Here is a 26619-nt window from a genome sequence, read left to right as displayed (position 1 = left end):
TGAGTCACATGTTACATCCATACAAACATTTCCTTGTGTGTTTCAAAATTTAGATATGGATGTTTCATATTCGCTTTTTTAACCGTAAAGGATCTACAAGGCTTATTTATGGTTCTTCTTTTCTATCATATAATACACCAATGGAACAACGAGCAAAGTCAACACTGTAGAAACAATAGTTCCTCCCATTAATGAGATTGCCAATCCTTGAAAAATCGGATCAAAGAGAATCACGAATGCTCCAATAACAACCGTCCCAGCAGTTAATAAAATTGGTGTTGTACGTACTGCTCCAGCTTCAATTGCTGCTTGTTTCAATGGAACACCTTCCGCTGTTCTTATATTTATAAAATCGATTAGTAACACCGAATTTCGCACCATGATTCCTGCTAAAGCAATCATTCCAATAAAAGATGTTGCCGTAAAGAATGCTCCCATAATCCAGTGTCCAAGAATAATTCCAATTAAGGATAATGGTATCGCAACCATCATTACAATTGGTGCTTTAAAGTTCTGAAACCATCCAACAATTAAGATGTAAATCAAGATAATAGCACCTAAAAAGGCAATTCCTAAATCTCTAAATACTTCTAGTGTAATTTGCCATTCTCCATCCCATTTCACCGTGTAATTATCTTCAAAATCTGGCTGACCTAAATACATTTCATTTAATTGATAGCCTTTTGGTAATGGAATTTCTTTCAACTTTTCTTCCATTCCTAAAATAGCATAAGCAGGACTTTCTAATTCTCCAGCCATATCTGCCAATACATAAACCACACGTTTTTGGTTTTTACGATAAATACTCTTTGCAGCTATAGTTTGTGTAATATCTACCAAATCGGCAATTGGCACCATATTGCCTTGTTTCGATGTTACTTTTAACTGCGAAATATCAGAAATTGTTGAATTTTCTTTTTCATCTAAAACCAATACTAATCCTACTTGGCTCACAGCATCTTCATCATATAAATTGGTGATTGCTCTGTTAGACAACGCCATATTCATGGTATACACAATTTGTTGTGGCGCAACACCATATAACATCGCTTTTTCTTTATTAATATCAAATTGATATTCTATTTGATCATCTTCAACCATCCAATCAATATCAACTACATCATCTGTGTTTTTTAAGATATTTTGAATGCTGTTTGCTATTTTTATTTGCCCGTTATAATCAGGCCCATAAACTTCAGCAACTATAGTCGACAGTACTGGTGGGCCTGGTGGCACTTCCACCAATTTCACATTCGCATTGTATTTTGATGCAATTTTTTGAATCTCTGGACGCAATAACTTAGCAATTCCGTGACTTTGAATATCACGCTCACCTTTATCAATTAAGTTCACTTGAATATCTGCCATATTAGATCCACCACGTAAATCGTAGTGACGCACCAAACCATTAAACGTTATTGGAGCAGAAGTCCCAACATAATTTTGGTAATTCACAACTTCTGGTCGTGTTGATAAATACTGTGAGATCTCTTGCGTTACAACTCCAGTACGTTCTAATGTTGTGCCTTCTGGCATATCAATAACCACTTGAAATTCATTTTTATTATCAAAAGGCAACATTTTTACGGCAACCGAATTGGTAAAAAACAATACCATAGTTCCCATTAACACCACAACAGTGCCTCCTAAAAATAACCAACGTTTTCTTTTACTTTCTAAAAGAGGTCTTTCAAACTTGTTGTAGATTTTATAAATAAAAGTCTCTTCTAAAGGTTTTTCTGCCTTTACAACTTTCCCTTTCTTCTCTTTTTCTCTTAAGAAAATATACCCTAAATAAGGTGTAATAGTTAAGGCCACAAATAACGATAAAATCATAGCAATAGAAGCTCCAATTGGCATTGGCGCCATATATGGACCCATTAAACCCGAAACAAAAGCCATAGGTAAAACCGAGGCAATTACTGTAAATGTTGCAAGAATCGTAGGGTTTCCAACCTCATTAATGGCATATAATGCAGCTTGTTTAAATGGCAAGCGTTTCATCTTGAAATGCCTGTGCATATTTTCGGCAATAATAATCGAGTCATCGACGACAATTCCTGTGACGAAGACCAAAGCGAAAAGCGTGATTCGGTTTAGCGTGTAATCCATCATATAGTAACTCAACAACGTTAAAGCGAACGTAATAGGAACTGATAAAAACACCACCAAACCACCTCTCCAGCCCATGGCTAACATCACAACAAGTGTAACTGCAAAGATAGAACCTATAAGATGCCATAAAAGCTCCGATACCTTATGAGATGCTGTTTCTCCGTAGTTTCTGGTCACTTCAACATGTACATCATCAGGAATTAAAGACGTACGTAAATAATCCACTTTGTCAATAATAATTTCTGAAAGTTTCATGGCATCTGCGCCTTTTCTTTTTGCAACAGAAATGGTCACTGCAGGATATTCAGATTTATAATCCGAAGATTTTACACTTCCTTTTCCAAAACCTAAACTCACATAATTTTGAGGTATTTCTGGTCCATCAATTATTTTAGCAATTTGCTTTAAATATATGGGCTGATTTTGCTGAACACCAACCACCAAGTTTTTAACATCTGTAACAGACTCTAAAAATCTACCTGTGTTTATTAAGAATTCTGTGTCGTTTTTATCAAAACTCCCAGCACTCATTTGACTGTTATTTGCGGTAATCATTTTGGAAACAGACAAGAAATCCAATCCGCTTGAAGCCAGTTTATCCTTATCTAAAACGACACGTAACTGACGGTTTCTTCCTCCAATTTTATGAGTAACCGCTACATCATTTACCTTTTTAATTTCAGCCTCAAGCTCTTGCGCCATTTGGCTCAATTGGTAATCGTCATAGTTTTCACTCCACAATGTTAATCCTAACATTGGCACGTCATCAATAGCACGGGTTTTCACTAATGGAAATGTGACACCTTCAGGCATTTCGTCCATGTGCTTGTTGATTTCATTATATAATTTCACAAAAGAACGCTCAATATCTTCGCCAACATAAAACTGCACGATAACCATTCCTTGCTCTTTCATAGATGTAGAATACACATATTCTACACCCTTAATATTTGAAATTAATTGCTCTAATGGTTTTATTACACGTGATTCTACTTCAGTAGGACTTGCACCAGGATAACCTACAAAAATATCTGCCATAGGCACCTCAATTTGTGGCTCTTCCTCTCGTGGAATTAAAAACGAACTATAGACTCCAACGACCATAAACACAATCATTAACAGCACTGTTAACTTTGATTGCATAAAGACTTTGGCAATTTTCCCTGCGATACCTTCTTTCATTTTAATTTATTATTTTAATAAGATGACAAATGGAACTCGCGAATAAGATTTCAATTTAAAAACCGAATTCAATATTGCTCGTTTCATTGTATATATTTTTTGGACGTTTTAACAGGCTATCCGTTACACTCTTTTTTTGCCATATATGGCAGCAAAAAAAGGATTTCCACTTCAAATGTTTTTACATTCATGAGTTCATTAATTTGAAATAATAAACCACGAATAATCCCTAACGCACTCACTCTTGTTTGATAATTTTTAATTGATACCTACACCATTATTTAAAACATTGCAGGATAAACTATGTTTAAGTTAGCAGCTAGCTAAACACTAAAACTGACTACTCAATACTTACTTTCGCTCCATTAAACAATTTCCCTTCTGCTGAAATAATATATGCTTCGTTAGAATTTAAACCAGATAATACTTCTACTTGATTTCCAAAAGTTCTACCTAAACGCAACCAACGTAATAGTGCCGTATTGGTTTGACTTACGGTATAAACTCCAGATAATTGACCATTAGTTACGATAGCTGCAGTTGGAATTAAAACCATCTCTGTTTTTGCTTTTCTTTCTACAGGAAACTGAACCGTTGTAAACATTCCTGATAAAATATTAGCATCTGTTTTATCTAAATCTATTTTTACTAAATACTGTCCGCCAGTATTTTTAGAAGAAGTACTTACTTCTATAACTTTTCCTTTTATAGTTTGGTTGATAGATTTAACTAACACATCAACAATAGATCCTTCATTGATTTCAGAAATTTCTGTTTCAGGAACCATAGCTATGACTTCAAAATCACCTGGAGTTTCTATACTTATTAATGGCATTCCTGGATTTGCCATATCACCAGCATCAATATTTTGACTAGTCACTACACCATTAAAAGGCGCCTTAATATTTGAATATGCAAATTGAGAGTTAACTTCATTTTTCATTTGATTAGCTGCTTCCAAACGTGCTTTTGCCATTTCAAAATTTGCAGTCATATCATCCATTTCTTTTTGTGATGCACTATTATCTGTAAACAAGTTTTTAAAACGGTTGTAATCTTTTTGTGCATTACTAAAGGCTGCAGTTGCTTCTGTAATTCCTGCATTTACTTGAGCGCGTTTTGCTTGTAAAGCAGAATTATTAATAGACACTAATAATTGTCCCTCACTCACTTTATCTCCAACATTAACATGTACTTTATTAACATAACCCATCATTCTAGTACTTAAATCCGCACTGTTTGTGGCTTGAATTTTTCCGCTTACAGATAAAAATGGACTATCCCCATTCACCTCTACCTCACTAGTTTTTACAGAAATTGCTGGTGTATTATCTACACCTAATTTTTTCTCATCACTACCACAATTCATCATAAAAAGTGCAAAGGTGATGACTGCTATTATGTATGTGTATTTTTTCATTTTGATAAATTATTCTTTAGTTAAAAATTGTAAATATGCTTGAGCATAATTGTACTCAAAAATAGTTTGGTAATATTCTAACTGTTTTTGTGCATATTGTGTTTCTGCCATTAAAAGATCTGAAGTTTTCTCTAGTCCTTCTTCAAATCTATTCGTTCTAATTCTTAAAGATTCCTTTGATTGCTCTAATGCTAATGCTGTTAATTTTAGTTTATTTTCAGCATCTAAAAGCATCCGTTTTGCTTTATTGAATTCTAACTGACTTTGGGATACATATTGTTCGTATTGTAGTTTAGATTTTTCAAATTCAGCTTTACTTTTTTGAGCTTTTCCAAAACGCTTTGAACCTTGAAATAAATCCCAACTTAATTGTGCACCAAACACATATCCATTGGCATCTGCCTGAAAGATTTGATCATCATATAACTCATAACTTCCAAAAGCATTTAAACGTGGCAAAAAGGCCATTTTATCTGCTTTATGCATTGTTTGATAAGCATCAGTTGCTAATTGCATTGCCTTGATATCTGCTCTGTTTTCTGATATTTTTTTATCATCTAAACGTAAAACTGTGATCTCTAAAATGTCTGAAGGTCGATATACAACATTTTCCTTTTCATTCATTAAAAAGGAGATATAATTTGACGTATTTTGTACAGTACTTTTTGCAGTTTGTAATTGATTTTTAACTTCAGTCACACGAACCTCAACAGATAAGACATCTGCACGTTGCAAATACCCTTGTTTGAAACTATTATCTGCCAATTTTTTATTTGCCTCAGCAGCTTCTAATGCTTTTTCAAGGACATCAACCGCCTTGTGCGCTAGTTGTAATTGCATATAGGCTTTATCAACTTCAAAAACTAAATAATCTGAAGTGCGCTCGGTTTGTAAAGTCATCACATTCATCTTATTTTTGGCAGCTTTACGTTGGTACATCCCATCTACATTTATAAGTGGTTGTTGGATTTCAAAGCGTGTTGCAAAATTTTGAATTTGGTTAGGATCATTTAACAACGCTGGATTAAAATCTGCTTGTGTTAAAATTTCCTGATTTAATTTAGAACCAAAAGCCATCAAAGGGTTTGTTGTTGAAATAGCTGTATGTGACACTGTTATATTAGGTAAAAACACAGCATTAGTTTGTCTGTAGTCTGATCTAGCTTCAATGTACTCTTGTTCAGAAATCTTTATAGATCTATTTTCTTCGGAAACTTTTGTCAATACCTCTTCTTTAGAAATCAGAACAGTGTCTTGTGCTTCCATAGAAAACACAAACAGTAAAAGCATGACGGTAATTATATAATTGTTATGTTTCATTATCATTAATAGTTTAATGCAAAATTAAGCTCTAAAATGAAGCCAGTCAGTAACAATAGTTACCAAGCACTATTATTAAATAATAGTGCTGTTTTTGTAAAAAGTGAAGTTAGTTGATACAACCAACTCAGAAAATGATATAAATCAGTCAAAAAAAAGTACCCAAAATTAATTGAGTACTTCTGCTATTAATCAATAAGAATCATATTTTCATTTGAAAACATTAATTTTTAGAGACACACAAATTTAAATGTATTCAAAGTCGTTTTCGGTAACAAAAGTTACATTACTAATGAATTGGAATTCTTTTCAAGAATATCTTTTAACCACCCAAAAACAGACTAGCATATCAGTTTACTTTTCTAGTGCCTCCATGTCCTCCAGCTACAACAATCATTATTTTTATACTTAAATAAATGAACTTAAAAAACTGAATGACTGGATTCATCATTTTAAATCTTTGATATTTTGATATTCTTTGTGTCATAATATTCTATTTTATTCTGGAATTAACTTTTTATCATTTGATAACTATACTGAAATCTATCGTTTTTTAGTTTAATAACTATTCTGGAATCAACCACCAAAACGGTCTCATTTTGGCTTTATAGATAAATGCGTAGTGCAAAGCCAATTTTAACCAATGACCTGCTAAACCAATTTCCCCAAAAGTTTTTCCTAATTCTCTACCTTGTGTTTTTGGGTATTTTTCATAATCGGGAACAATAGGGTACGTTGTGATGCTCACGCCACTCCCCTTTGTCATACCGTAACCAGCAGAAGCAATACAAGCTGCTCCCATATTTCCTAGACTTCCTTTATGGTGAAGCAATTCTTTTCCGCTTTTAATAGAATCTATAATATTGTCTGCTACCAATTTTGCGGTAATACCAGAAGGCATACCTGTTCTTGGTGGTGCTGGCGAAATAACTGTTCCATTTCTACTTTGTCGCGGTTTAGAAATAGCATGTGGAGGCGCAAATGCAATTCCTGGAGCAAAAATATTTTTATAACTTGGATTTTGATACGTTTCTGGCCAATCTCTAACAGACCATTCTTCATAAGGTTTTGGTGTATAATCTGCATCAACAATCATAAAACCTTTAAATAATTTCTCTGTGATATCATTTTCGTTTTTATCGTAAGCTTTAAAGCCATGACCAGAAAACGAAGGAATTAGCATTGCAAAATCATAGGTTTCTGTTTTATATTCGCCCTCTAAGTTTTCGTAATGCGCTAAACCGTCTTCAATTTTATTTACTCCTGCTCCAAGTATCCATTTAATCTCTCTGTCTTCAAAAATCATCTCCACCATTTCATGAGATTTCATGGTCATGCTTCCATAGCTTAACAACATGCCATCCATACCAAAATCACCTAGTTGATACTCGTTAGAAATCCAAGTCACTTCAGCCATATCACGCACATTATGTTTACGTAATTCTTGCTCTACATTTAAAATATACTCAAAAGCAGCACCTTGACACGTAGATTTAGCATGTCCTGTACCAATTAAAATTTTAACTTTTTTGCCTGATTTCATTTGCTGAATGACTTCATTTAAGCCCTCCCAAGCATGATCTGCATGTGTATAAGTACACACAGAATACGTTTTATTTTCTCCCGGAATCAAACCTTCAGTTGCTTCGAAATCTAGTTTTGGGCCAGTAGCATTAATGAGATAATCATACGTTACTTTTTCTTGCAGCCCTTTCTTTTCTCCAATGACATATTCAGCTAAAACATATGGTTTTTCTTCACTTGTATCCCCTTCAGGAAAAAACGAAATAACTTTTGCTTGTTTATAACCAATACCTTTCTTTTTATATAAAGGTGCTAAAGGAAATAGAATTTCTTTAGATTTCATTCTGCCAATTCCCACCCAAATATTAGAGGGAATCCATTGATAGTTACTGTTTGGAGAAACGACAACAACGTTGTGTTCTTTAGATAATTTTCTTCGTAAATGCGCTGCTGCAACATGACCAGAAATACCGGCTCCTAGAATGACAATTTTAGACATTTTTTATAATTTAATAATATGAAATTAATTTAAAAATTAAGATTACAAAATGATATATATCATTTTGATTATCTAGGAAATAGAAGACCTTAATTACACTATCAAGGTCATATTATTAAAAGAACTACACAGTAACTTTTGTTACATTAAGAAAAATAAATCATACTTTAAGTAGTTTTCTTTCTATAATATTTAAGTTGTTTTTAAATAATAAAAGATACTCACCAGTAGACATTTTTGATAAGTCTAAAGGAACGGTTTTCAATCCAGTAGATTTCTCTATCACAATAGATTTAACTTTTTTACCTAAAAAATCATAAACTTCTAATGTGGATATTTTAGTATTTGGAATAAATACTTCAACAGAAAAAACACCTGAAGATGGGTTTGGATATACTTTTAAATTGTATATATTATTTGGATTAAGTATAACTTCATCCACACTTAAAGATGATTTATTAATAAATACTTTAAACGCTAAATTACTTGCACTACTTTGTGTACCGTCATTGGTAAAGAATATATTTTCTTGAGTACTTTCAATTCCCCCAAAAATATAGCCAACAAGAGTAATTCCTTCTTCTAGGTTATTGAGATCAACGATTTCATTTGTCAAATAATTTAAATTATTATTTAATTGAATAAACTCTGCTCCAGTCCCTAAAAATGTTGGCATCTCAATACCCAAACTGCTTTCTACCATTGATCCATCACCAAACCTTGATACCTTACTTATCGTTTTTACAAATGGTACATTATCATCTTGAATTAAATTACCATTTGTATCTAATTTGTATTGACTCAATCCTCCAAAAAACAAAGTGTGCATTACATTATTTGAAGTATCATAAACGGGAATCTTTGCACTATGATACTGACTTAAATATTGATTAAACGTATTGTTAACCATATAACCAGAAGCAGTAACATCTACTGTGTTCAACCATGGCAAATTTGCTGTATGCTGAAAAACACCACTAAACATAGTAAAGCCAGCTGTACCGTCAGGAAAAATTTGTGGTGCCATATTATAATCTCTTCTATGCAAATTATCCGTATCGTTTTGAGCCGAATAATTTACTATTGAGAGAGTTGTACCATTATCACTTATATCAAAGGTTCTGATTTCATCTGTATAATTTTGAATAAATCCCGGCCCATTATTTGGTCCCATTGGATTATATCTACCTTCAAAATATTGTCCGCCACACAAATAAAAGACATTGTTTAGCAATCCTAAATGTCCTCCAGTAACTGCGAGATTAGTATTTGAAATTTGTCTAAAAAAGGATACAATACTAGTGTTATTTATTACTGCATTTGCTAAACCATCTACATCAACAGCAGTTAATTTATCATAAGTAATATGGTCATTTTGCGAAGCACTAAAACCGTAACCACCCATTATATAGAGTGTATTTCCTCTTTGATGAAACTCCTGATTAGTAGCTTGTAATTGCTCAAATAGTGACGTTTGCAAAACACTAATAGAAGTACTCCAAGTTTGATTTGTAACTGGATCTATTATGTAAACACTTTTATTATTATCATTTTCCAAGAAAGAAACGAAAGGTTGTCTTTGGTGTAAGCCATCTATTCTTCCCCCTAAAACAACCCATTTACCATCTGTAGTTTTTCCCCAAGAAAAAGAATGTATGTTTGGTGCGTTTGTTATGACTAAAGGCTCTATCTGAACCGTGAATTGGTCTTGTGCAACAATTTCGTTGGTTATAAACAAACCTAACAATAATAGAATAAAGTTAATTTTTATCATCCTTCAATTAATTTAATTTTTATAAAATTAGTTCTAATAGTATTTTAATACATTCATATTAATCCTCTTAAATACGTAATAAAAAAGGCTTTTAATTCTCTGTAAAGATTATTCTTTTTTGCAATTCTCGGAGTAACCTTTGTTACACAAGACTTTTACCAAGCTTATTTATCATAGATAGATAACTTCAAAACATTACTGCTAGCTTTACTTTGACTTACATAATTATTGAAGAAAATATTCTATTGAGCACTCTCATTTCCAACCAAAATATAACCGACGAGATTATTTCCTTTTTTCAGCTTCTTGAAATTTAAAATATCATTTTCTAAATACACGTCGACTTTTACAGGAATAAACGCTGTTGCAGCACCTAAAAGATAGACGTTTTTACACATAAATATTTTTCTGACATCATAGCATATCCCGCTCTTATCGCCTTCCTAATCGCTTAAAAAAAAGGCCCTTCATCATCTAGAACTAACTCGCCATCTTCTTTAAACTGAAATTGAATAATCCCATTAAAAAAGATTGTTTGCATCTCATTTTTTTCAGAATAAAACATAGTAACTTTAGCACTTTAGTATTGACTTAAATGCTTTTAAACTCAGTATTAGAGTTACAACCTGTCGTTATTGTTACGTCAACAGAATTTAACCAAGGCAGATTAACAATATGAAGAACAACTTCACTAAGCATTGTAAAACCTTATTCGCCAGATGGGAATATTTATGGTTTGCTATTATAATCTCTTCGATGGATTTTTTTTCACATCTTTAGAAGCAAAATAATTATTTTATTGACAAGACAACCCTACAAATAACTCTTTAATTAATAACTCGTATCATCCAACTTAACTTTACCATGAAATGTTTTGTATAAGAATAAAAAATAACCTCCTAAAAGAGGTGCTCCAATGACCACAATAGTTAACATAATTCCTAGTGATTTTTGTGAGGATGCTGCATTATAAATAGTAACGCTATATTTTGGATCTATAGTCGATAGTAATAACACAGGATATAACTGAAATGCCACTAACATTAATAAAAAGGCCATGGTCAATGAAGAGAAAACTAATGCATTTCCATATTTTTTCTTGGACACCAACCTTGGGACATTTGCTACTGCTAAAAACGCTAAAATAGGTAAGCTAAAAAATAATGGATTTTCTTTAAACTTATCTGTTACACCAGGTAAAAATATTAGAGTATAAAGTGAAGTTACAGCAAAACTTGTTATAAAAAAAATCATTCCTTTTTTCAATAAAAAAGTTAATCTGGCGTGTAAACGACCTTCCGTTTTTAGCAACAAGAATATAGCTCCTTGTGTCATAAACAAGGACAGAGTCGTGAAGCCAACCATAATAGCATAAGGACTTAAAAAGGAAAAGAAAACACCTCCTTTATAAGAAAAATTCTCATGAAGTTCAAAACCCTGTAGTACGTTAGCTAGAACCACGCCTAATAAAAAAGCTATTAATGTATTTGATCCAAAATAAACAATATCCCAAGTTTTTCGCCACCATTTCATTTCTTCTGCACTTCTAAATTTTATAGCTGACGAACGCAATACTAATAGCATTAGAAACAGCATAAAAGGAATGTACATTGAAGATAACATAGTCGCATACATTACGGGAAATCCCGCAAACAATGCTCCTCCTCCAATAATCAACCATACTTGATTAGCATCCCATAACGGTCCTATTGCATTAATAGCAACACGTCTACTTAAATCTTTTTTAAAAAATAAATGCCAAGCGCCTGCACCATAATCAAATCCCTCTAAAATAGCATATCCTGAAAATAATAAACCGACGACTAAATACCAAAGTGTTGGATAATCAATACCTAAAATTGTTTCCATATTTTGTTTATCTAAATAATTTCAAATTCATTTTTTGATTCATCATATGGACCATGTTTTATTTTTTTATTTACAGAATATAAAAACAAAAGCAACAATATGGCATAGACTACTGCAAAAAGTATTAGTGAAAATAGTATTTGATTAGCTGACACTTCTTGAGAAAAGCCTTTGCTTGTTCTTAAATGTCCATAAACGATCCATGGTTGTCTACCCATTTCGGCAGCAAACCAACCTACTTGATTAGCTATTTGCGGTAATATTACAGAAAAGGCAAAAATCTTTAACAACCATTTTTTATCAAATAATTTACCTCTCCACCATAAAAAACTGGCATATAAAGTCAATGCTATTAAAAACAAACCTATGGAAATCATGATGTGATAAAACTGAAAAACAGCATTAACTTGTCCTGGTCTATCTTCTTCAGGAAAAGTATTTAAACCTGTAATTGGTGCTTCAAAATCTTGATGCACTAAAAAAGATAACCCTCCAGGAATACTAATACCTGTGACCTTTTGTGTTTCATCGTTAACCCATCCAAATAGATATAAATCTGCTGGTGCAGACTTTTGGTAATGACCTTCCATAGCCGCTAACTTTGCAGGCTGATTAACAGCAACACCATCTGCCGAGCTGTGTCCTGAAACTAGTTGTGTTAAGGAAGTAACAGTGGCTACTAATAGCGCTATCTTGAAAGCCTTTTTTGAAATTTCTACATATCTTCCTTTTAATAAATAATAAGCATGGATACTTAAAACTAAAAATGCTCCAGCTAAAAACGCACCTTGCCAAACGTGAATAACACGATCTACACTTGACGGATTAAACACCATTGCCCAAAAGTCTGTCACTTCTGCTCTGGCATTAAAACCCTCTCCAACAATATGATATCCTGCAGGAGTCTGTTGCCAACTATTAGCTACTACAATCCAAACTGCCGAAAACATAGAACCTAAAAACACACCAATAGTAGAGATAAAATGTACTTTAGGTGTCACGCGATTCCATCCAAAAAGTAAAACACCTAAAAAGGCACTTTCTAAACCAAAAGCGAATAAACCCTCGGCAGCTAAGGCACTGCCAAAAACATCTCCTACATATCTAGAATACACAGCCCAATTGGTACCAAATTCAAACTCCATAATAATACCAGTTGCAACTCCTATCCCAAAGGTGATAGCAAAAATTTTCAACCAAAAGCGCGTCAACACCTCATATTGCTTATTACCTGTTTTCAAGTATAAACCTTCCATAATTACCATTATAAGACCTATTCCGATGCTTAATGGTGGGTAGATATAATGAAAGGCAATAGTGAAAGCAAATTGTATTCTTGCTAATATTTCTACATCCATAATGTTTAATTTAGTTACAAAAATAATCTATAAAGATTGATTGTAATGTAACATTTATTGCAGAAGGAGCCCCTAATTGAGGCTCCTTCTCATTTTATAAAAATATTACTTTTTAAGAATGGTGTTTAGTACTAAATCTTTATCTAGCTTCTTAGTACAGAAAAACCAATCTTGACATTCTAAATCCTCTGTTCCTGTCATTCTTTCTTCTGCAACACCACAAGAACCAGCTGGAGAGACAATAACGTCATCGCCAGGATTCCAATCTGCTGGTGTTGCTACATTAAACTTATCAGACGTTTGCATTGCTATTAAAGCTCTATATAATTCATCAAAATTACGTCCTAAACTTAAAGGGTAATAAATTAATGCGCGAACAATGCCTTCTGGATCCACAAAAAAGACAGCTCTAACTGCTTGTGTTTTACTTTCTCCTGGTTGAATCATACCATATTTTTTGGCAACATTCATAGAGATATCTTCTATTAAAGGAAATTTAACTTCGACCTTTTCCATTCCGTTAAATTTAATTTTATCCTTAATGGTTCTTAACCAAGCGATGTGGCTATATAAGCCATCAATAGATAATCCTACAAGATTACAATTAGCTTTCTTAAACTTGTCCTCTAAATGCGCAAATGTCATAAACTCTGACGTACACACAGGCGTAAAATCTGCTGGATGACTAAATAAAATAGACCATTCTCCTTTATAATCTGATGGGAAATTAATTTCCCCTTGAGTAGTTGTTGCCGTAAATTCTGGAGCTTTATCACCAATTCTGGGCATTGTAAAAACTTCTTCTTGCTGTTGTGTTGATTCTAATGTATTCATAATTCTATCTAAGTTTAATTTATTTATAGTGTAAAGTTAATTAACAATCATGAGCCCATTTGTGACCTAAGTCACTTAAGTCATTGAGATTCTATATGATTACATAGAAATGATGAATTTATATCAAATAATCAATCGTTTTGTGACAAATGTCACGTTTTAGAATATTAATAGACCTTATTTTTGTGGTAATGAAACTTTCAATCGTAATACTGAGTCTATTTTTAACCGTGCTACTTCTTTATAATAGTCTAAGAGTATCATTGATGTATACCTATTACGAACTTGACCCTATAGGATTCATTGAAAATCTCTGCGTAAACCAAGACAAGCCAGAACTTCAATGTAACGGGAAATGTTATCTAAAGAGTGTCGCACAATCTCAAAACAAAACACAAAACAATCCAGAGTCTGCTATAGATTTTGAAAAACTACTTTTATATGTAAGTCATGCTAAAGACTATGATACTTCAATTACCAGATTAGAGAAAGAAAAAGATCCCATAATTTACCAAAACAACTATTCTTTCAACACTAGCGACGATTGTTTTCATCCTCCAAGAATTTAACTCTTTATTTTTAGGGTAGATACGACTACCACAATTACATGAGTTAAACTAAACATTACCATAAATGAAAACATTATATGGTATGCTTATATGCATACTAGTTACAAATATGTCTTTTGGTCAAAAACAAAAAGAGACCGAAAAAGACACGACAAAACAAAAAACCACAAAACTTGACGAAGTCCTTATTACAGGAAATAAAAATACAGATCCTGTCTTAACTACTGTTTCCAGTAACCACGAAAAAAAGATCGTACAACCTAAAAACGTAGCCGATCTATTCAACGCAATCAATGGTTTTTCTGTGATTAAAAGAGGAAACTATGCTATTGACCCTTCATTTAGAGGTTCTCAATACGAGCAACTCAATATTCAGTATGATGGTGGTGCCAAAGCGATGCATGCTTGTCCAAATAGAATGGATCCAATAACCACACATATTATACCTGAGGAAATCACCAAAATTGAAATTATAAAGGGACCTTACACAGTGAGATATGGTGCTACTTTTGGAGGTATTATTAATATGGTAACCCAAAAACCCGATTATGAAGATTATGGTTTGCACGGAAAGGTTTCCGCTGGATATGAAAGTAATGGAAGTTCTTTGGTAAACCTGGCACAACTGCAATACATTGCAGCAAAATATGATATTGTTACCAATGTTGGGTACAGAGATTTTGGAAATTATGAAGATGGCGATGGAATCGAAATTCCTTCATCTTTTAGAAGCACAGATTACGGTATTAAAATAGGCTATAATTTTACTGAAAATCAACGTTTTCAGGCACATTGGAGACAATCTTTTGGTCGTGACGTCTTACATGCTGCATTACCAATGGATACTGAATATGATAATAGTAGTATTATTTCATTAGATTATAAATTAGATAACATGGGTCCGATTTTGAAATCATTAACTGCAAAAGCTTATTATAGCTACGTAGATCATTTAATGACCAATACAAATAGACCTTCTTTTATGATGATGGAAGCTTCTTCTGCTGTAGATGCCACGACGATTGGAGGGAAATTAGAATTCAATTGGAAACCTATAGAAAAGTTGAATGTGTTTTCTGGTTTTGATGCGATGTATATTGCCAGAGATGGCGGAAGAACAAGGTTAGTAAAGATTATGAATAGCAATGCATTACCAATGCCTATGACTTTTAATGATAAGGTTTGGCAAGACTCTTACATAACTGACCTAGGTGCATTTACAGAACTTAAATACAATTTTAATCCGAAAACGATTTTAACTGCCGGAATTAGATATGATCATGTAGTTTCAGATATACAAGATCCAGAAGATGATTTTGCTGAAATGTATGACCTAGAAAAACGAACAGAGCATAATTTTAGTGGAACCATTTCTGTAAAAAAAATAGTATCAGATAAATTCACTCTAGAAGCAGCCTACGGAAGAGGCGTGCGCTCTGCCAATATGATAGAACGCTTTATTAACCATTTTAACGTTGGTCAAGATCCTTTTGAATACATAGGAAATCCAAACTTAAAAGCTGAAGTAAATAATCAGTTTGAAATAGGATTTAAGGGACAAGAACCTCTTAAAAACGGGTTTAACACCTTTAAATATGAAGTCTCATTCTACTATTCGTTTTTTGAAAATTATATTGTTGGTATTATTGATCCTACAATCACCCGAAAGTTTAACCCTATAGCTCAACCTAGAAATGTAAAAGTATTTCAAAATTTAAACGAAGCTTATAAAACTGGTTTTGAAGTTACGACTCAAGTAAATTTTTTAGAGGATTATTACTTTAAAGCAGACTTTGCCTATGTCTATGCAAAAAATAAAGATTTATCAGAGTCATTACCTTTAACACCTCCTTTAACAACAAGGCTATCATTTGGTATAGAAAAAGAGAAGTTTTGGGGAAACTTACAATACAATCTAGTTTCTAAACAGGATAACATTTCAAGAAGTTTTGGCGAAACAGAAACATCAGGTTACCAAACTTTAGATGTTCGCTTAGGACTAAGACCTATAAAAAATATAACATTAGGTGTCGCAGCTATAAATATCTTTGACGAAGCATATAATAGCCATTTAAACTTTTCTTTTACAAATCAAGCAAATTTTGATAGAACGCCAATTACCGAACCTGGACGAAACCTCTCCGTCTTCTTACAATATAAGTTTTAGTAAAAAGCAATAAATAGAGACAAAAAGAGAGCACAAATTCATGCTCTCTTTTTATTTTTAAAAAAAACCATTCTAAAAATATTCTTAAAACGCTTCTCTCTAAATAATGATTACCTCAATGAAAAAGGAACTATAATTAATTATACTAACACATTAAAATATTATCCCTACTCTTATATAGTTTCTACAGAAAATGTTATAGTTTTACAAGTGAATGAAACCATTTATATTATTTAGCTAGTTTTATTTGAGAGGACTAAAAAAAACATATGCTTTGAAATACATTGAAATACTTATAAAATTACGTAAAATTATTCGCTCTATAAATCTGGAAAGCAAAAAAATAGAGAAAGAATTGGGAATTAGTATCCCTCAACTTTTAGTGCTTCAATATTTATCTGATCAAAAAGACTACAGAGCATTTGCTAAAGATATTAAAGAATACATCAATCTAAATGCTAGTACTGTTTCTGGTATTATTTCTAGATTAGAAAGCAAAGTTTTAGTCGCTAAGTCTCCAAAACCTAATGATAAGAGAGCTACATATATTCTCTTAACCGCTAAAGGCGCTGATTTACTTTATAAATACCCACCTACGCTTCAAGAGAAACTTTCACAAAGGTTGAAAAAGTTAAGCCCTAATCAAATAGAGGAATTAGATAGAAATATAGATCTATTAACTATAATAATGGATGTAAAAGACATAGACGCAGCACCATTGCTTACTATAAAAGATTTAACAGAGCTTACTGTAAAAGTCAGAACAGACCATCCTCAATAATTTAGATCGGGTAAATTAAAAATCACCCAAAACAGGGTCAAATCATAGTGATGATAAATAATCACAAATACCTGATTATTATTAATTAAAATAAATAGTTTTAATATTAAAAACTTTAAATAGTTTCTACACGAACTATATTTTGTATATTTGTAATAATTCCTTTTTAAACAAAGGTTTTAAGTATAGTTTCACTAAAACAAATATATGAAGGAAGATAACTATTTAGAAAAGGCAGTTGTGTGGGCCGAAAAGAACACTACAATTTCGTTAAAATCGATTTCAGAGGGATATGAAAATCCTCAGATATTTACGAGCAGAACTACTCAGGAAGAAATTCAGCCTGATTTATCCTTCGTTACTTATGGAGGGATTAAACATTATTCAGTGTTAGCTTTAAAAAATGAGAATCCAAAAAAAACAGTTGCAAAATGGAAAATGCTAAGTTTTCTTGCTTCTATGGAGAGAGGAAATCTACATTTATTGGTACCGAAGGGTCATAAAGAATACACTGAAAAATTAGTTAATAATTACAATATTAAAGCAGTAATTCACATGCTGTAGCTAAGACAAGAGATAGATTGACACAAAAAATCTACTAAAAGCCAAAAACGCACAAAAAAATGCAGCAAAAGAGTAATGTATTACAAAATATAAAGCGCTTTAGCAGCATTCTTTATGTGCGGCCTTAAACTAAACCACTACCATCTCAGCAAACATCTAATTTATTAACAATAGTAAAAATTAATTTATGAAGATTATAGATATTAAAAGAGAAACAAAAACTGAGAAACGATATAGTAAAAAAATGGGGGAACTTACAGCTAAAGTTACTTACATAAAAAAACGCTTTTTAGGATTACCTATTAAGACGTTGCATAAATATAGGGAAACCTATTATGGCAAAATGAAAAATTGTGATGATTGTATCATCTAAATAACAAACTATTTTATTTAATTAATAAATTTATAATATTTAATGAAAATACTAGTAATTGGAGCAGGCAACATGGGACTAACCTATGCAGAAGGAATGTCTAAATCAAAACTGCTCAAGAAGAAAAATATAATGATTTTAGACAAATCTGAAGAAAAATTAAAAGAACTTCATGAAATTTCGCATTTCGATGCCTTTGAAGAATTGGAAGATTGTGTGCCAAAAGCGGATATCATTTTTGTCGCTGTTAAACCACATCACGCAGAAGATCTCTTCAAACAAATTAAACCCATGGTCACATCAGATCAAATTTTAATTTCTATTATGGCAGGAGTTACTTTGGACGCAATAAAGGAGTTTTCTGGGGTACAGAAAGTTGTGCGTGCGATGCCAAACTTACCTGCAAAAGTAGGTCTTGGATTAACATCTTATGTAGCTTCACCAGAAGTCTCACGAATAGAGTTATTAACTGTAGAAAGTCTTTTAAATACGACTGGGAAGTCTATCCTCGTTGATAGTGAAAGCTTAATCGATGCGTCCACAGGAATTTCTGGTAGTGGACCTGCATATGTATTTTATTTTATGCAGAGTATGATGGAAGCTGGATTGCAAATGGGCTTTTCAAAGAATGATTCTAAAGTATTGGTTAGTCAAACGTTCACAGGCGCTATAGAACTTTTTAATCAGTCCAATTTATCTCCTAATTCTTGGATGGAGAAAGTATCTTCTAAAGGCGGAACTACACAAGCAGCTCTCGATTCGATGGATGATAATAACGTAAATGAATTAATAAAAGAAGCTGCATTCGCCGCATTTAGTCGTGCTGTTGAATTAGGTAAAGAAAACAAATATGTATAAAGAAGTAATTGTCATCAAGGTTGGAACAAATGTTATGACCAATAAAGACAATAGAATAGTAAGACCGGTCTTGAGAAGATTAGTTAAACAGATTGCAGAACTTTATGAACGTGATATTATTACACTCTTGGTGTCATCAGGATCTGTAATTGCAGGAAAAGAGGTTTTAGGAAAATCAAAAATAAAAGACAAAACTAAGAAAAGGCAAGTATACTCTGCTATTGGGCAACCTCGAATGATGAGTTTTTATTATAGTATTTTTCAGGATTATGGTATGAAATGTGCCCAAGTGCTTCCTACTAAACGAGATTTTAGCCCAGGTATACATCGAGAAAATATGATTAATTGCTGTGAAGGATTGCTTTCAGAAGGAGTAATTCCTATTGCAAATGAAGATGATGCTGTGTCAGTAAGCATGTCTATGTTTTCAGATAATGATGAATTAGCTAGTTTACTCGCAAAACTAATCAATGCTGATCGACTTATTATCCTTACTGATATCGATGGCTTATATAGTGGTCATCCAGACGCAGATAACAGTAATCTAATTAAAAATGTAGACCCAAGAGAAGACCTTGATAAATATATAGAAGATACTGATAAATCTGAAGGAGAAGGTCGTGGCGGAATGGGATCTAAACTAAATTATGCCCAAGAGACTGCATTTCATAGCATTCCAACATTTATTGCCAATGGAAAGAGAGATAATACAATCATTGATATTATAGATGGAAAAAGTGTGGGGACAAAAGTGTCCCTTTAATTAAAATAGTTTTAAATGAAATTAATAGCAACAGAAATAAAAAATAACGTCTTGGAAAGCATGGAACGCATCTTAGACGAAAATAGGATAGCATTACTTGATGCTAATAAAAAGGACCTTGATGCTTTTAACAAAGATGATCAGGCCATGTATGACCGCTTGCTTATAAATGATAAAAAGATCGATGGCATGATAAAAGCTATCATGGAGGTCCGTTCACAAGACGATCCAGTAAATAGAGTCATTACCAACAAAACTCTAGAAAACGGTTTACAAGTAGTGAATAAAACAGCACCTTTTGGAACGATAATGATTATTTATGAATCTCGACCAGATGTGACTGTAGAAGCCGCAGTACTTGCTTTTAAAGCCAATAGTAAAATCTTACTTAAAGGAGGAAAGGAAGCTGTAACTAGCAATAAAATCCTTGTTAACTTTTGGCATAAGGCACTACTAGAAAACGGGTTAAGCACAGAATATATCCAATTATTGACAATGGATAGAACAGAGACACAACAATTTCTAAAAAACCCAAAAGAGCCTTTAGATCTAATTGTCCCTAGAGGCGGAGAAAAATTAATCTCTTTTGTAAAAGAACACGCAAAATGTGCTGTTCTAATAAGTGGTCGAGGTAATAATTTTTTATATGTTGATGAAAATGCTGATTGGGAACAAAGTATTGAGGTTATTCTTAATGCCAAAACTAGTAAAATATCAGGCTGTAATGCTCTAGATAAAATTTTAATCAACAATAATCTTCCCAATTATCATAATAAAATGATTGATTTGAAGAATATTTTAAAGAATAATGGTGTATCTATAATGGTAGATTCAGCTGTCAAAAATATTTTAAAAGAGGAAGAGCTTATAACGGATGAAAAGATTTGGAAAAAAGAGTTTTTGGCGATGAAATGTTGTATTGGTTCAGTAGATTCTACAGAAGAGGCCATTGAAAAAATAAACACAAATTCTGGTGGTCATTCCTCTACTATAATGACAACAAGTAATGAAACAGCATCACTTTTTATGGAACAAGTGGATTGTGCGGCTGTATATCAAAATGCATCCACCAGATTTACTGATGGTGGTCAAATGGGAGTAGGTGCAGAACTCGCAATTAGTACAGGGAAATTACATCACAGAGGCCCATTAGGTCTTAACGAACTGGTGACTAACAAATATTACGTATACGGAGAAGGACATATTCGAGAATAAAAGATATCATATACTACAAATTGTATTCTGACTATATCGTTATTGAAAGACCACTCATTATCGCAGTAGTATACAATAACCATTAATCGCAATTAATTTTAATATTTATAGTCTCCTTTAAATTATGGAGTCCATCAAAATCAAACATTTTTGACACTACTTAGGTCCAAGCTTACTAGTAACAATATCATTATACTAGTTCTATTGGACCTATATGTAGGGTTTTATTTTTATTTACAGAATTTTCAGTGATCATAATATCTCTCCACCGCTGGCTAAAATTTGATAATGAGATTTTATGCGCCCATTTTTTAAAAATATCGAGATATGTATTTCAATATCGTCATAACTAAAATACTTTTTTAGATAACACAACGCATATATTACAAATAACAAATCACCCTTTTTAATTTACTTCTTAACTTTACAAGAACTAATTCCAAATACTCTATACAGTGGGCAAAAGCTAACCAAACTTGTAAGCACAAAAATTACTGATAATGCAATCATTATATACGCTTACGCGCCCTCTATTATTCCCTGCCAATAAAGTATAACTACAATTGCCACTATTACTGATCTGATAGCCCTATCAGAATTACTCATATTTCTTTTCATAACAGTAAGTGTATTAATTATAATTTAAAATGATACTAACAAGTTCATCTTTCTAAACTAGGAGAGAACCTCTAAAATTACTTTCCGTAATTAAATAGTAGTAAAGCAGGAAGACCTCTAACCTGATATTTTGATGCTTACCCCTTTTTTTACTGATATCTATTTTAATAATCGGCACGCGTTCACGAAGAACATCATTGTCTTGGATCAAAAACGGATTCAACATTTTAAATGGACTGCATCACTCTGTAAAGAAATCAAATGACACCAGTTTTTATTAGTTTATAACTTCTGAAAAATGCTCATACCTGATTAATTTTATTTCTCAAAAGAAACGCTCCATAACCCTCTTACCTCATTGATTTCATATCCAATTGCTTTATCTTTCGGATAAAACTGCGCTATTGTATTCAAAACGTCTTTTTTAATAGTTTCGTTGGGCTTACCATGACACTGTAAGCACATGGAATTTGTAATGATTGGATAATAAAATTGAACTTTATCATTCAATTGAATTACAATAGGATCAATTTCATCTTCATTGAAAACACGTTCTTTGAATTTTTCGATATAGATTAACTCTTCTGAATTAGCAATATTATCAGGATTTCGCGGTTTATCTGTCACTCTTTTGATAGTCGCATTATGAACAGTAGCCATATTATCTGTTAACGGATAAGCTTTGGTATTACAAAACGTTAAAGCTTCTATAGTTCCTTTTTTTTGTAGTATTCCCATTAAGTTTCTACCTAAAACTGCTTTAGTCGTCAATGCATAGTTTAATCCTCGCTTTCCATCAGTTAAGTCTTCAGCATTAGCTTGTTCTTGTTGTTTATGATTTCCCTTTTTTTTTCCTAATCCCTGTCCTTTCTGTTTTACTTTTTTTGAGTTAAAATGATCCTCAAACCATGTTGGCTCCTCAATGTCATAATCAAACATATAGTCGCTTATTTGTTTAATTGTTTCCTCAGGAAAAACCTGTTTAGGCATAACACCAAAACGTTTTACAGCACCATGCATTTTTGCAGTGTCTTTCGTTGGATTATTAATCCAATTTTGGATATCATTAGTAAATTGTTCCTTGGTCATACCATCTTCCAAGTAGTGCTTTTTAACAGCAACCATTGGAGGTCCAATTCTATCATCATGACTAGCTGTTGGACTATGACATACATAACAATTAATTTGCATCAATTTCTTTCCTGGATGTGATTCTACCTTTTCAATTTCTGTTGTAGAAACATAACTTTTATCTTTAGTTTTATTACAACCAAAAACAAATAATAACAACAACATTAATACTATTAAATTCTTCATTTAGTTATAGTTTATTATTCCGCCTTTTAAATCATATATCTGTGCAAACCCCAAAGCATAGAGCTTTTTCGATGTTTGTCTGCTTCTACTTCCGCTTCTGCAATACACATAAACTGGTTTTTGTTTATTCATTTTATCAAATTCAATATTAAATTTACTTGAAAAGAAGTCTATATTTTTAGAACCTTTGATATGACCTGATTTATATTCTTTTAGTGTTCTAACATCTACTAGTTGAACATTATTATGAACGACTTTAAGTTTAAACTCAACCGGAGTAAGAACAGTTATAGAATCATTTTTTACTGGTTTTATTCCAAATAATGCTAACAAAAACGACATATGACTGAATGTTTTAAATTGGTGATTTTATGATTTATTTATAAAATTACTTGATTTAGATGATTTTTTTGGTGACCATTGTTACATAAACAAAAGCGCCTCCTACTTAATTTCAGAAACGCCTTTTCCAACCAAAAAATCATGTATTCTATTTAAGTGTCGTAGGACAAACAAAATCTGTTCTTGGCACATTTGTATTTTTTATGGCATCATAACCTCCAGAAATATTAATTACGTTATGGATGCCTCTGCTTTTTAAAATTGAAGCAGCTATCACAGAGCGATACCCACTAGCGCAATGCACATAAAAAAGCTTGTTTTTTGGAAACTCTGTCAAATGATTATTGATATAATCTAAAGGTGTATGCTTAGCATCACCAATATGTTCGGCAAGATATTCACCTTCTTTTCGGACATCAAATACCAAATCTTTATTTTGAGGATATCTATTTGCAAATTCTTCAGCAGAAATTGAATTTAATGTATCATATTCCATTCCTACTTGTTTCCAAGCACTAAATCCGCCTTCTAAATAACCAATTACATTATCAAATCCTACTCTAGACAAGCGTATAATAACCTCTTTTTCTCTCCCTTGAGAAACTATAAATAAGAGGGGTTGTGTCACATTAACAATTAAAGCCCCAACCCAAGGTGCAAAATCCCCGTCAATACCAATAAATATTGAACGTGGCACATGACCCTTTATAAATTCTGATTGATGGCGTACATCTATAACAATAGCTCCTGTTTCATTTGCAGCGGCTTCAAACACTTTTGCAGTCAACGGTTTCTGAGATTTTGACATTACCTTATCAAAACTTTCATACCCTTGAATATTCATCATAACATTTTGAGGAAAATATCCTGGCGGCTCTTTTAAACCCTCTAATAACTCTTCTATAAACTCTTCTTTCGTCATATCAGCACGTAACGCATAATTGACTTTCTTTTGATGACCTAAAGTATCTGTAGTTTCTTTACTCATATTTTTACCACAAGCAGAACCAGCTCCATGATTGGGATATATAATTAAATCATCGCTTAGGGGCATGATTTTATGCCGTAAAGAATCAAATAACAAACCTGCTAATTTTTCTTGTGTTAGATTTGCTACAATTTTTTGTGCCAAATCTGGGCGTCCAACATCACCAATAAAAAGTGTGTCTCCAGTGACGATACCATGCTCTTTGTCGTTCTCATCAATCAACAAATACGTTGTACTTTCCATTGTATGTCCAGGTGTGTGAATCACCTTTACTTTATAGGCTCCTATTTCAAATACCTGATTATCTTCTGCGACAATTGCTTCATAACTAGGTTTTGCTGTTGGGCCAAGGACAATTTGAGCTCCTGTCTTTTCTTTTAAATCTAAATGTCCTGAAACAAAATCGGCATGAAAATGAGTTTCAAAAATGTATTTAATTTTTGCATCATCCAATTTAGCTCTCTTTATATAAGGCCCTACTTCTCTTAAAGGATCAACTATGGCAGCTTCTCCATTACTTTCGATATAATAAGCTGCATGAGCTAAACATCCTGTATATATTTGTTCTATTTTCATATTCTATGCGTCTTTTCTAATTTTTAACTAACAGTTTAAAAGTAATATTAATAATTATCTCATCGTGTAACTAAGGTTACAATACCTACTTAGATAATTCTTTGTAGATGATATAAATCCCCATTATTAAAACAAACCACCCAAAACCTTTCTTCAATTTTTTTCCTTCAATAAATTTTGATAGATAAATACCTAAAAAAATACCGACTACTGAAATAGCAGTAAATACAAATAAAAATGACCACTCTATATCTAAATTTTCAACATCTCCAATAAAACCAATTAGAGACTTTATGGCAATAATTAACAGTGAAGTGGCCACTGCTTTTTTCATTGGTAATTTCGCTAATAATACTAAAGCAGGTATGATCAAAAACCCACCACCTGCGCCGACGATACCTGTTAAAACACCTACAACTAATCCCTCTATAATAATTAATGGATAATTATATGAAACGATAGTTTCTTCTTCATAATCTTGATTTTTACTTCTAATCATAGAGATTGAAGCGACTAACATCACTAGGGCAAAAAAGAGCATAATAGCAATGTTTTTAGTTACCAAAAAATCGCCAATTGAAAATAATTCATCAGGAATAGCTGGAATAAGATACTTGCGGGTTAGGTATACCGTAATAAAAGCTGGGATTGCAAAAACAATAGCTGTTCTATAGTCAACCAAGCCTTTCTGCATATTTCTAATTGCTCCAACTAAGGCTGAGACACCTACAACAAATAAAGAATAGGCAGTTGCTGTTACTGGATTAATAAATAGAAGATATACTAAAATTGGTACTGTTAAAATTGAGCCACCACCTCCAATAAGACCTAATACGATTCCTATTAAAAGCGCTCCAAAATAACCAAGTAACTGTTGTAAATCCACGAAAAAAATATTTCTTCAAAATTAACTCGTATTTACATGGTTTTTAGTAACAAAAGTTACATTCTATAATTCTATAACCTTAATATTATTTCTATGAAGTTCTATTTTACCGCTTAAAGATAATTTCTTTAATAATCTCGAAATAACGACTCTAGACGTATGTAAATCTTGAGCTATTTCTTGATGGGTCACATGGATTAAATCATTATGGTTTACCATGGCTTTATCTTTTAAATATTTAAACAACCGATCATCCATTTTTAAAAATGCAATCGTATCTATAGCTTGAAGTAATTCGCCCATACGATCATGATAACTTTGTAAAATAAATCGCTGCCAACTTTTATACTTACCCAACCACTCTTCCATTTTTTGCACAGGAATCATAATTAATTTAGTATCTGTTTCTGCAATGGCTCTAATTTCACTTTTAGATTGCCCTAAGCAGCATGACAGTGTCATAGCGCACGTATCGCCTTGCTCTATAAAATATAATATAAGTTCATCCCCATTTGTGTCTTCTCGAAGAATTTTTATAGCTCCACTTACTAAGAGTGGCATCGATTTTATATAGTCACCAATTTCAATAAGTTGGTAACCTTCAGGTATATCCTTGTAGGCCCCAACATCATTAATCTCATTAAGTAACTCATCTTCAAATAAGTAACCATAATTTTGTTTTAATTCTTCTATCATTGGCTCAGAAA

24 protein-coding genes are annotated in these 26619 nt (G+C 32.5%); 8 read left to right on the top strand and 16 right to left on the bottom strand.

Annotated features, from left to right (window positions below; translation table 11 throughout):
• Positions 1-102: 102 nt before the first annotated feature.
• The 10 genes from H593_RS0109130 to H593_RS0109085 form a co-directional block, all read right to left on the bottom strand.
• On the bottom strand, positions 103-3297 hold the full coding sequence (locus H593_RS0109130; protein ID WP_028872177.1) for an efflux RND transporter permease subunit: 3195 nt from the start codon (positions 3295-3297) through the stop codon (positions 103-105).
• Positions 3298-3637: 340 nt separating this feature from the next.
• Positions 3638-4717, bottom strand: coding sequence for an efflux RND transporter periplasmic adaptor subunit (locus H593_RS0109125; RefSeq protein ID WP_028872176.1), 1080 nt, complete (start codon positions 4715-4717; stop codon positions 3638-3640).
• Between the two features lie 9 nt (positions 4718-4726).
• Positions 4727-6037: a TolC family protein gene (locus H593_RS0109120; RefSeq protein WP_028872175.1), complete on the bottom strand. Its 1311-nt coding sequence runs from the start codon at positions 6035-6037 to the stop codon at positions 4727-4729.
• A gap of 349 nt (positions 6038-6386) precedes the next feature.
• Positions 6387-6524, bottom strand: coding sequence for a hypothetical protein (locus tag H593_RS20985; RefSeq protein ID WP_169338356.1), 138 nt, complete (start codon positions 6522-6524; stop codon positions 6387-6389).
• A 78-nt stretch (positions 6525-6602) separates the two neighbouring features.
• Positions 6603-8060, bottom strand: coding sequence for an NAD(P)/FAD-dependent oxidoreductase (locus tag H593_RS0109115; protein WP_028872174.1), 1458 nt, complete (start codon positions 8058-8060; stop codon positions 6603-6605).
• 160 nt (positions 8061-8220) lie between these two features.
• A complete protein-coding gene (locus H593_RS18800) occupies positions 8221-9834 on the bottom strand; it encodes a T9SS type A sorting domain-containing protein (RefSeq protein ID WP_051229679.1) in 1614 nt (537 codons plus the stop codon).
• 242 nt (positions 9835-10076) lie between these two features.
• Entirely contained in the window at positions 10077-10232 is a 156-nt protein-coding gene (locus H593_RS20810; RefSeq protein WP_157588809.1) for a hypothetical protein, read from the bottom strand.
• Positions 10233-10665: 433 nt separating this feature from the next.
• On the bottom strand, positions 10666-11703 hold the full coding sequence (cydB, locus tag H593_RS0109095; protein ID WP_028872173.1) for a cytochrome d ubiquinol oxidase subunit II: 1038 nt from the start codon (positions 11701-11703) through the stop codon (positions 10666-10668).
• An 11-nt stretch (positions 11704-11714) separates the two neighbouring features.
• Positions 11715-13061, bottom strand: coding sequence for a cytochrome ubiquinol oxidase subunit I (locus H593_RS0109090; RefSeq protein ID WP_028872172.1), 1347 nt, complete (start codon positions 13059-13061; stop codon positions 11715-11717).
• A gap of 105 nt (positions 13062-13166) precedes the next feature.
• Positions 13167-13895, bottom strand: coding sequence for a peroxiredoxin (locus tag H593_RS0109085; protein WP_037051905.1), 729 nt, complete (start codon positions 13893-13895; stop codon positions 13167-13169).
• A 191-nt stretch (positions 13896-14086) separates the two neighbouring features.
• On the opposite strand from H593_RS0109085, the gene H593_RS19985 reads away from it, so the two are divergent.
• The 8 genes from H593_RS19985 to H593_RS0109045 all read left to right on the top strand — a co-directional run bounded on the left by H593_RS19985 (position 14087) and on the right by H593_RS0109045 (position 21185).
• The gene (locus H593_RS19985) at positions 14087-14464 is read left to right on the top strand and encodes a hypothetical protein (RefSeq protein WP_186826718.1); all 378 of its coding nucleotides are present in this window, start codon (positions 14087-14089) and stop codon (positions 14462-14464) included.
• Between the two features lie 64 nt (positions 14465-14528).
• A complete protein-coding gene (locus H593_RS0109075) occupies positions 14529-16631 on the top strand; it encodes a TonB-dependent receptor domain-containing protein (protein WP_037051904.1) in 2103 nt (700 codons plus the stop codon).
• A 274-nt stretch (positions 16632-16905) separates the two neighbouring features.
• On the top strand, positions 16906-17412 hold the full coding sequence (locus H593_RS0109070; protein ID WP_028872169.1) for a MarR family winged helix-turn-helix transcriptional regulator: 507 nt from the start codon (positions 16906-16908) through the stop codon (positions 17410-17412).
• 207 nt (positions 17413-17619) lie between these two features.
• Positions 17620-17976 carry a hypothetical protein gene (locus H593_RS0109065; protein ID WP_028872168.1) on the top strand — a complete coding sequence of 119 codons (357 nt, stop codon included), beginning with the start codon at positions 17620-17622 and terminating at the stop codon, positions 17974-17976.
• Positions 17977-18163: 187 nt separating this feature from the next.
• Positions 18164-18349 carry a hypothetical protein gene (locus tag H593_RS0109060; protein ID WP_028872167.1) on the top strand — a complete coding sequence of 62 codons (186 nt, stop codon included), beginning with the start codon at positions 18164-18166 and terminating at the stop codon, positions 18347-18349.
• Between the two features lie 42 nt (positions 18350-18391).
• Positions 18392-19207, top strand: coding sequence for a pyrroline-5-carboxylate reductase (gene proC, locus H593_RS0109055; protein ID WP_028872166.1), 816 nt, complete (start codon positions 18392-18394; stop codon positions 19205-19207).
• Complete coding sequence (gene proB / locus H593_RS0109050; protein ID WP_028872165.1) at positions 19200-19970, top strand: glutamate 5-kinase; 771 nt, start codon at positions 19200-19202, stop codon at positions 19968-19970. The genes proC and proB overlap by 8 nt, the downstream gene beginning before the upstream one ends.
• Positions 19971-19985: 15 nt before the next feature.
• On the top strand, positions 19986-21185 hold the full coding sequence (locus H593_RS0109045; RefSeq protein ID WP_028872164.1) for a glutamate-5-semialdehyde dehydrogenase: 1200 nt from the start codon (positions 19986-19988) through the stop codon (positions 21183-21185).
• 411 nt (positions 21186-21596) lie between these two features.
• Here H593_RS0109045 and H593_RS21515 read toward each other — a convergent pair whose 3' ends face one another.
• From H593_RS21515 to H593_RS0109020, 6 genes are all read right to left on the bottom strand, one after another.
• A complete protein-coding gene (locus tag H593_RS21515; RefSeq protein ID WP_315969373.1) occupies positions 21597-21695 on the bottom strand; it encodes a YgaP family membrane protein in 99 nt (32 codons plus the stop codon).
• A 426-nt stretch (positions 21696-22121) separates the two neighbouring features.
• Positions 22122-23120 carry a Tll0287-like domain-containing protein gene (locus H593_RS0109040; RefSeq protein ID WP_028872163.1) on the bottom strand — a complete coding sequence of 333 codons (999 nt, stop codon included), beginning with the start codon at positions 23118-23120 and terminating at the stop codon, positions 22122-22124.
• Positions 23121-23462 carry a rhodanese-like domain-containing protein gene (locus H593_RS0109035; protein WP_028872162.1) on the bottom strand — a complete coding sequence of 114 codons (342 nt, stop codon included), beginning with the start codon at positions 23460-23462 and terminating at the stop codon, positions 23121-23123.
• A gap of 148 nt (positions 23463-23610) precedes the next feature.
• Positions 23611-25026 (bottom strand): MBL fold metallo-hydrolase, encoded by a 1416-nt coding sequence (locus H593_RS0109030; protein WP_028872161.1) that lies wholly within the window; start codon positions 25024-25026, stop codon positions 23611-23613.
• An 85-nt stretch (positions 25027-25111) separates the two neighbouring features.
• Positions 25112-25912 carry a sulfite exporter TauE/SafE family protein gene (locus H593_RS0109025; RefSeq protein ID WP_028872160.1) on the bottom strand — a complete coding sequence of 267 codons (801 nt, stop codon included), beginning with the start codon at positions 25910-25912 and terminating at the stop codon, positions 25112-25114.
• A 63-nt stretch (positions 25913-25975) separates the two neighbouring features.
• A complete protein-coding gene (locus tag H593_RS0109020; protein WP_028872159.1) occupies positions 25976-26608 on the bottom strand; it encodes a Crp/Fnr family transcriptional regulator in 633 nt (210 codons plus the stop codon).
• Positions 26609-26619 lie beyond the last annotated feature (11 nt).

It is taken from the genome of Psychroserpens burtonensis DSM 12212 (assembly GCF_000425305.1).
GTDB classification, from domain to species: Bacteria; Bacteroidota; Bacteroidia; order Flavobacteriales; family Flavobacteriaceae; genus Psychroserpens; species Psychroserpens burtonensis.
This window is presented reverse-complemented; position numbering and strand designations above follow the sequence as displayed.

Coding starts and splice junctions, on each gene's coding strand:
- H593_RS0109090 (WP_028872172.1), bottom strand. CDS start 13,061: ATGGATGTAGAAATATTAGCAAGAATACAATTTGCTTTCACTATTGCC.
- H593_RS0109065 (WP_028872168.1), top strand. CDS start 17,620: ATGAAGGAAGATAACTATTTAGAAAAGGCAGTTGTGTGGGCCGAAAAG.
- H593_RS18800 (WP_051229679.1), bottom strand. CDS start 9,834: ATGATAAAAATTAACTTTATTCTATTATTGTTAGGTTTGTTTATAACC.
- H593_RS0109040 (WP_028872163.1), bottom strand. CDS start 23,120: ATGAAGAATTTAATAGTATTAATGTTGTTGTTATTATTTGTTTTTGGT.
- H593_RS20810 (WP_157588809.1), bottom strand. CDS start 10,232: ATGTGTAAAAACGTCTATCTTTTAGGTGCTGCAACAGCGTTTATTCCT.
- H593_RS21515 (WP_315969373.1), bottom strand. CDS start 21,695: ATGATTGCATTATCAGTAATTTTTGTGCTTACAAGTTTGGTTAGCTTT.
- H593_RS0109035 (WP_028872162.1), bottom strand. CDS start 23,462: ATGTCGTTTTTGTTAGCATTATTTGGAATAAAACCAGTAAAAAATGAT.
- H593_RS0109020 (WP_028872159.1), bottom strand. CDS start 26,608: ATGATAGAAGAATTAAAACAAAATTATGGTTACTTATTTGAAGATGAG.
- H593_RS19985 (WP_186826718.1), top strand. CDS start 14,087: ATGAAACTTTCAATCGTAATACTGAGTCTATTTTTAACCGTGCTACTT.
- H593_RS0109060 (WP_028872167.1), top strand. CDS start 18,164: ATGAAGATTATAGATATTAAAAGAGAAACAAAAACTGAGAAACGATAT.
- proB (WP_028872165.1), top strand. CDS start 19,200: ATGTATAAAGAAGTAATTGTCATCAAGGTTGGAACAAATGTTATGACC.
- H593_RS0109115 (WP_028872174.1), bottom strand. CDS start 8,060: ATGTCTAAAATTGTCATTCTAGGAGCCGGTATTTCTGGTCATGTTGCA.
- proC (WP_028872166.1), top strand. CDS start 18,392: ATGAAAATACTAGTAATTGGAGCAGGCAACATGGGACTAACCTATGCA.
- H593_RS0109030 (WP_028872161.1), bottom strand. CDS start 25,026: ATGAAAATAGAACAAATATATACAGGATGTTTAGCTCATGCAGCTTAT.
- H593_RS20985 (WP_169338356.1), bottom strand. CDS start 6,524: ATGACACAAAGAATATCAAAATATCAAAGATTTAAAATGATGAATCCA.
- H593_RS0109075 (WP_037051904.1), top strand. CDS start 14,529: ATGAAAACATTATATGGTATGCTTATATGCATACTAGTTACAAATATG.
- H593_RS0109120 (WP_028872175.1), bottom strand. CDS start 6,037: ATGAAACATAACAATTATATAATTACCGTCATGCTTTTACTGTTTGTG.
- H593_RS0109085 (WP_037051905.1), bottom strand. CDS start 13,895: ATGAATACATTAGAATCAACACAACAGCAAGAAGAAGTTTTTACAATG.
- H593_RS0109130 (WP_028872177.1), bottom strand. CDS start 3,297: ATGAAAGAAGGTATCGCAGGGAAAATTGCCAAAGTCTTTATGCAATCA.
- H593_RS0109045 (WP_028872164.1), top strand. CDS start 19,986: ATGAAATTAATAGCAACAGAAATAAAAAATAACGTCTTGGAAAGCATG.
- H593_RS0109125 (WP_028872176.1), bottom strand. CDS start 4,717: ATGAAAAAATACACATACATAATAGCAGTCATCACCTTTGCACTTTTT.
- cydB (WP_028872173.1), bottom strand. CDS start 11,703: ATGGAAACAATTTTAGGTATTGATTATCCAACACTTTGGTATTTAGTC.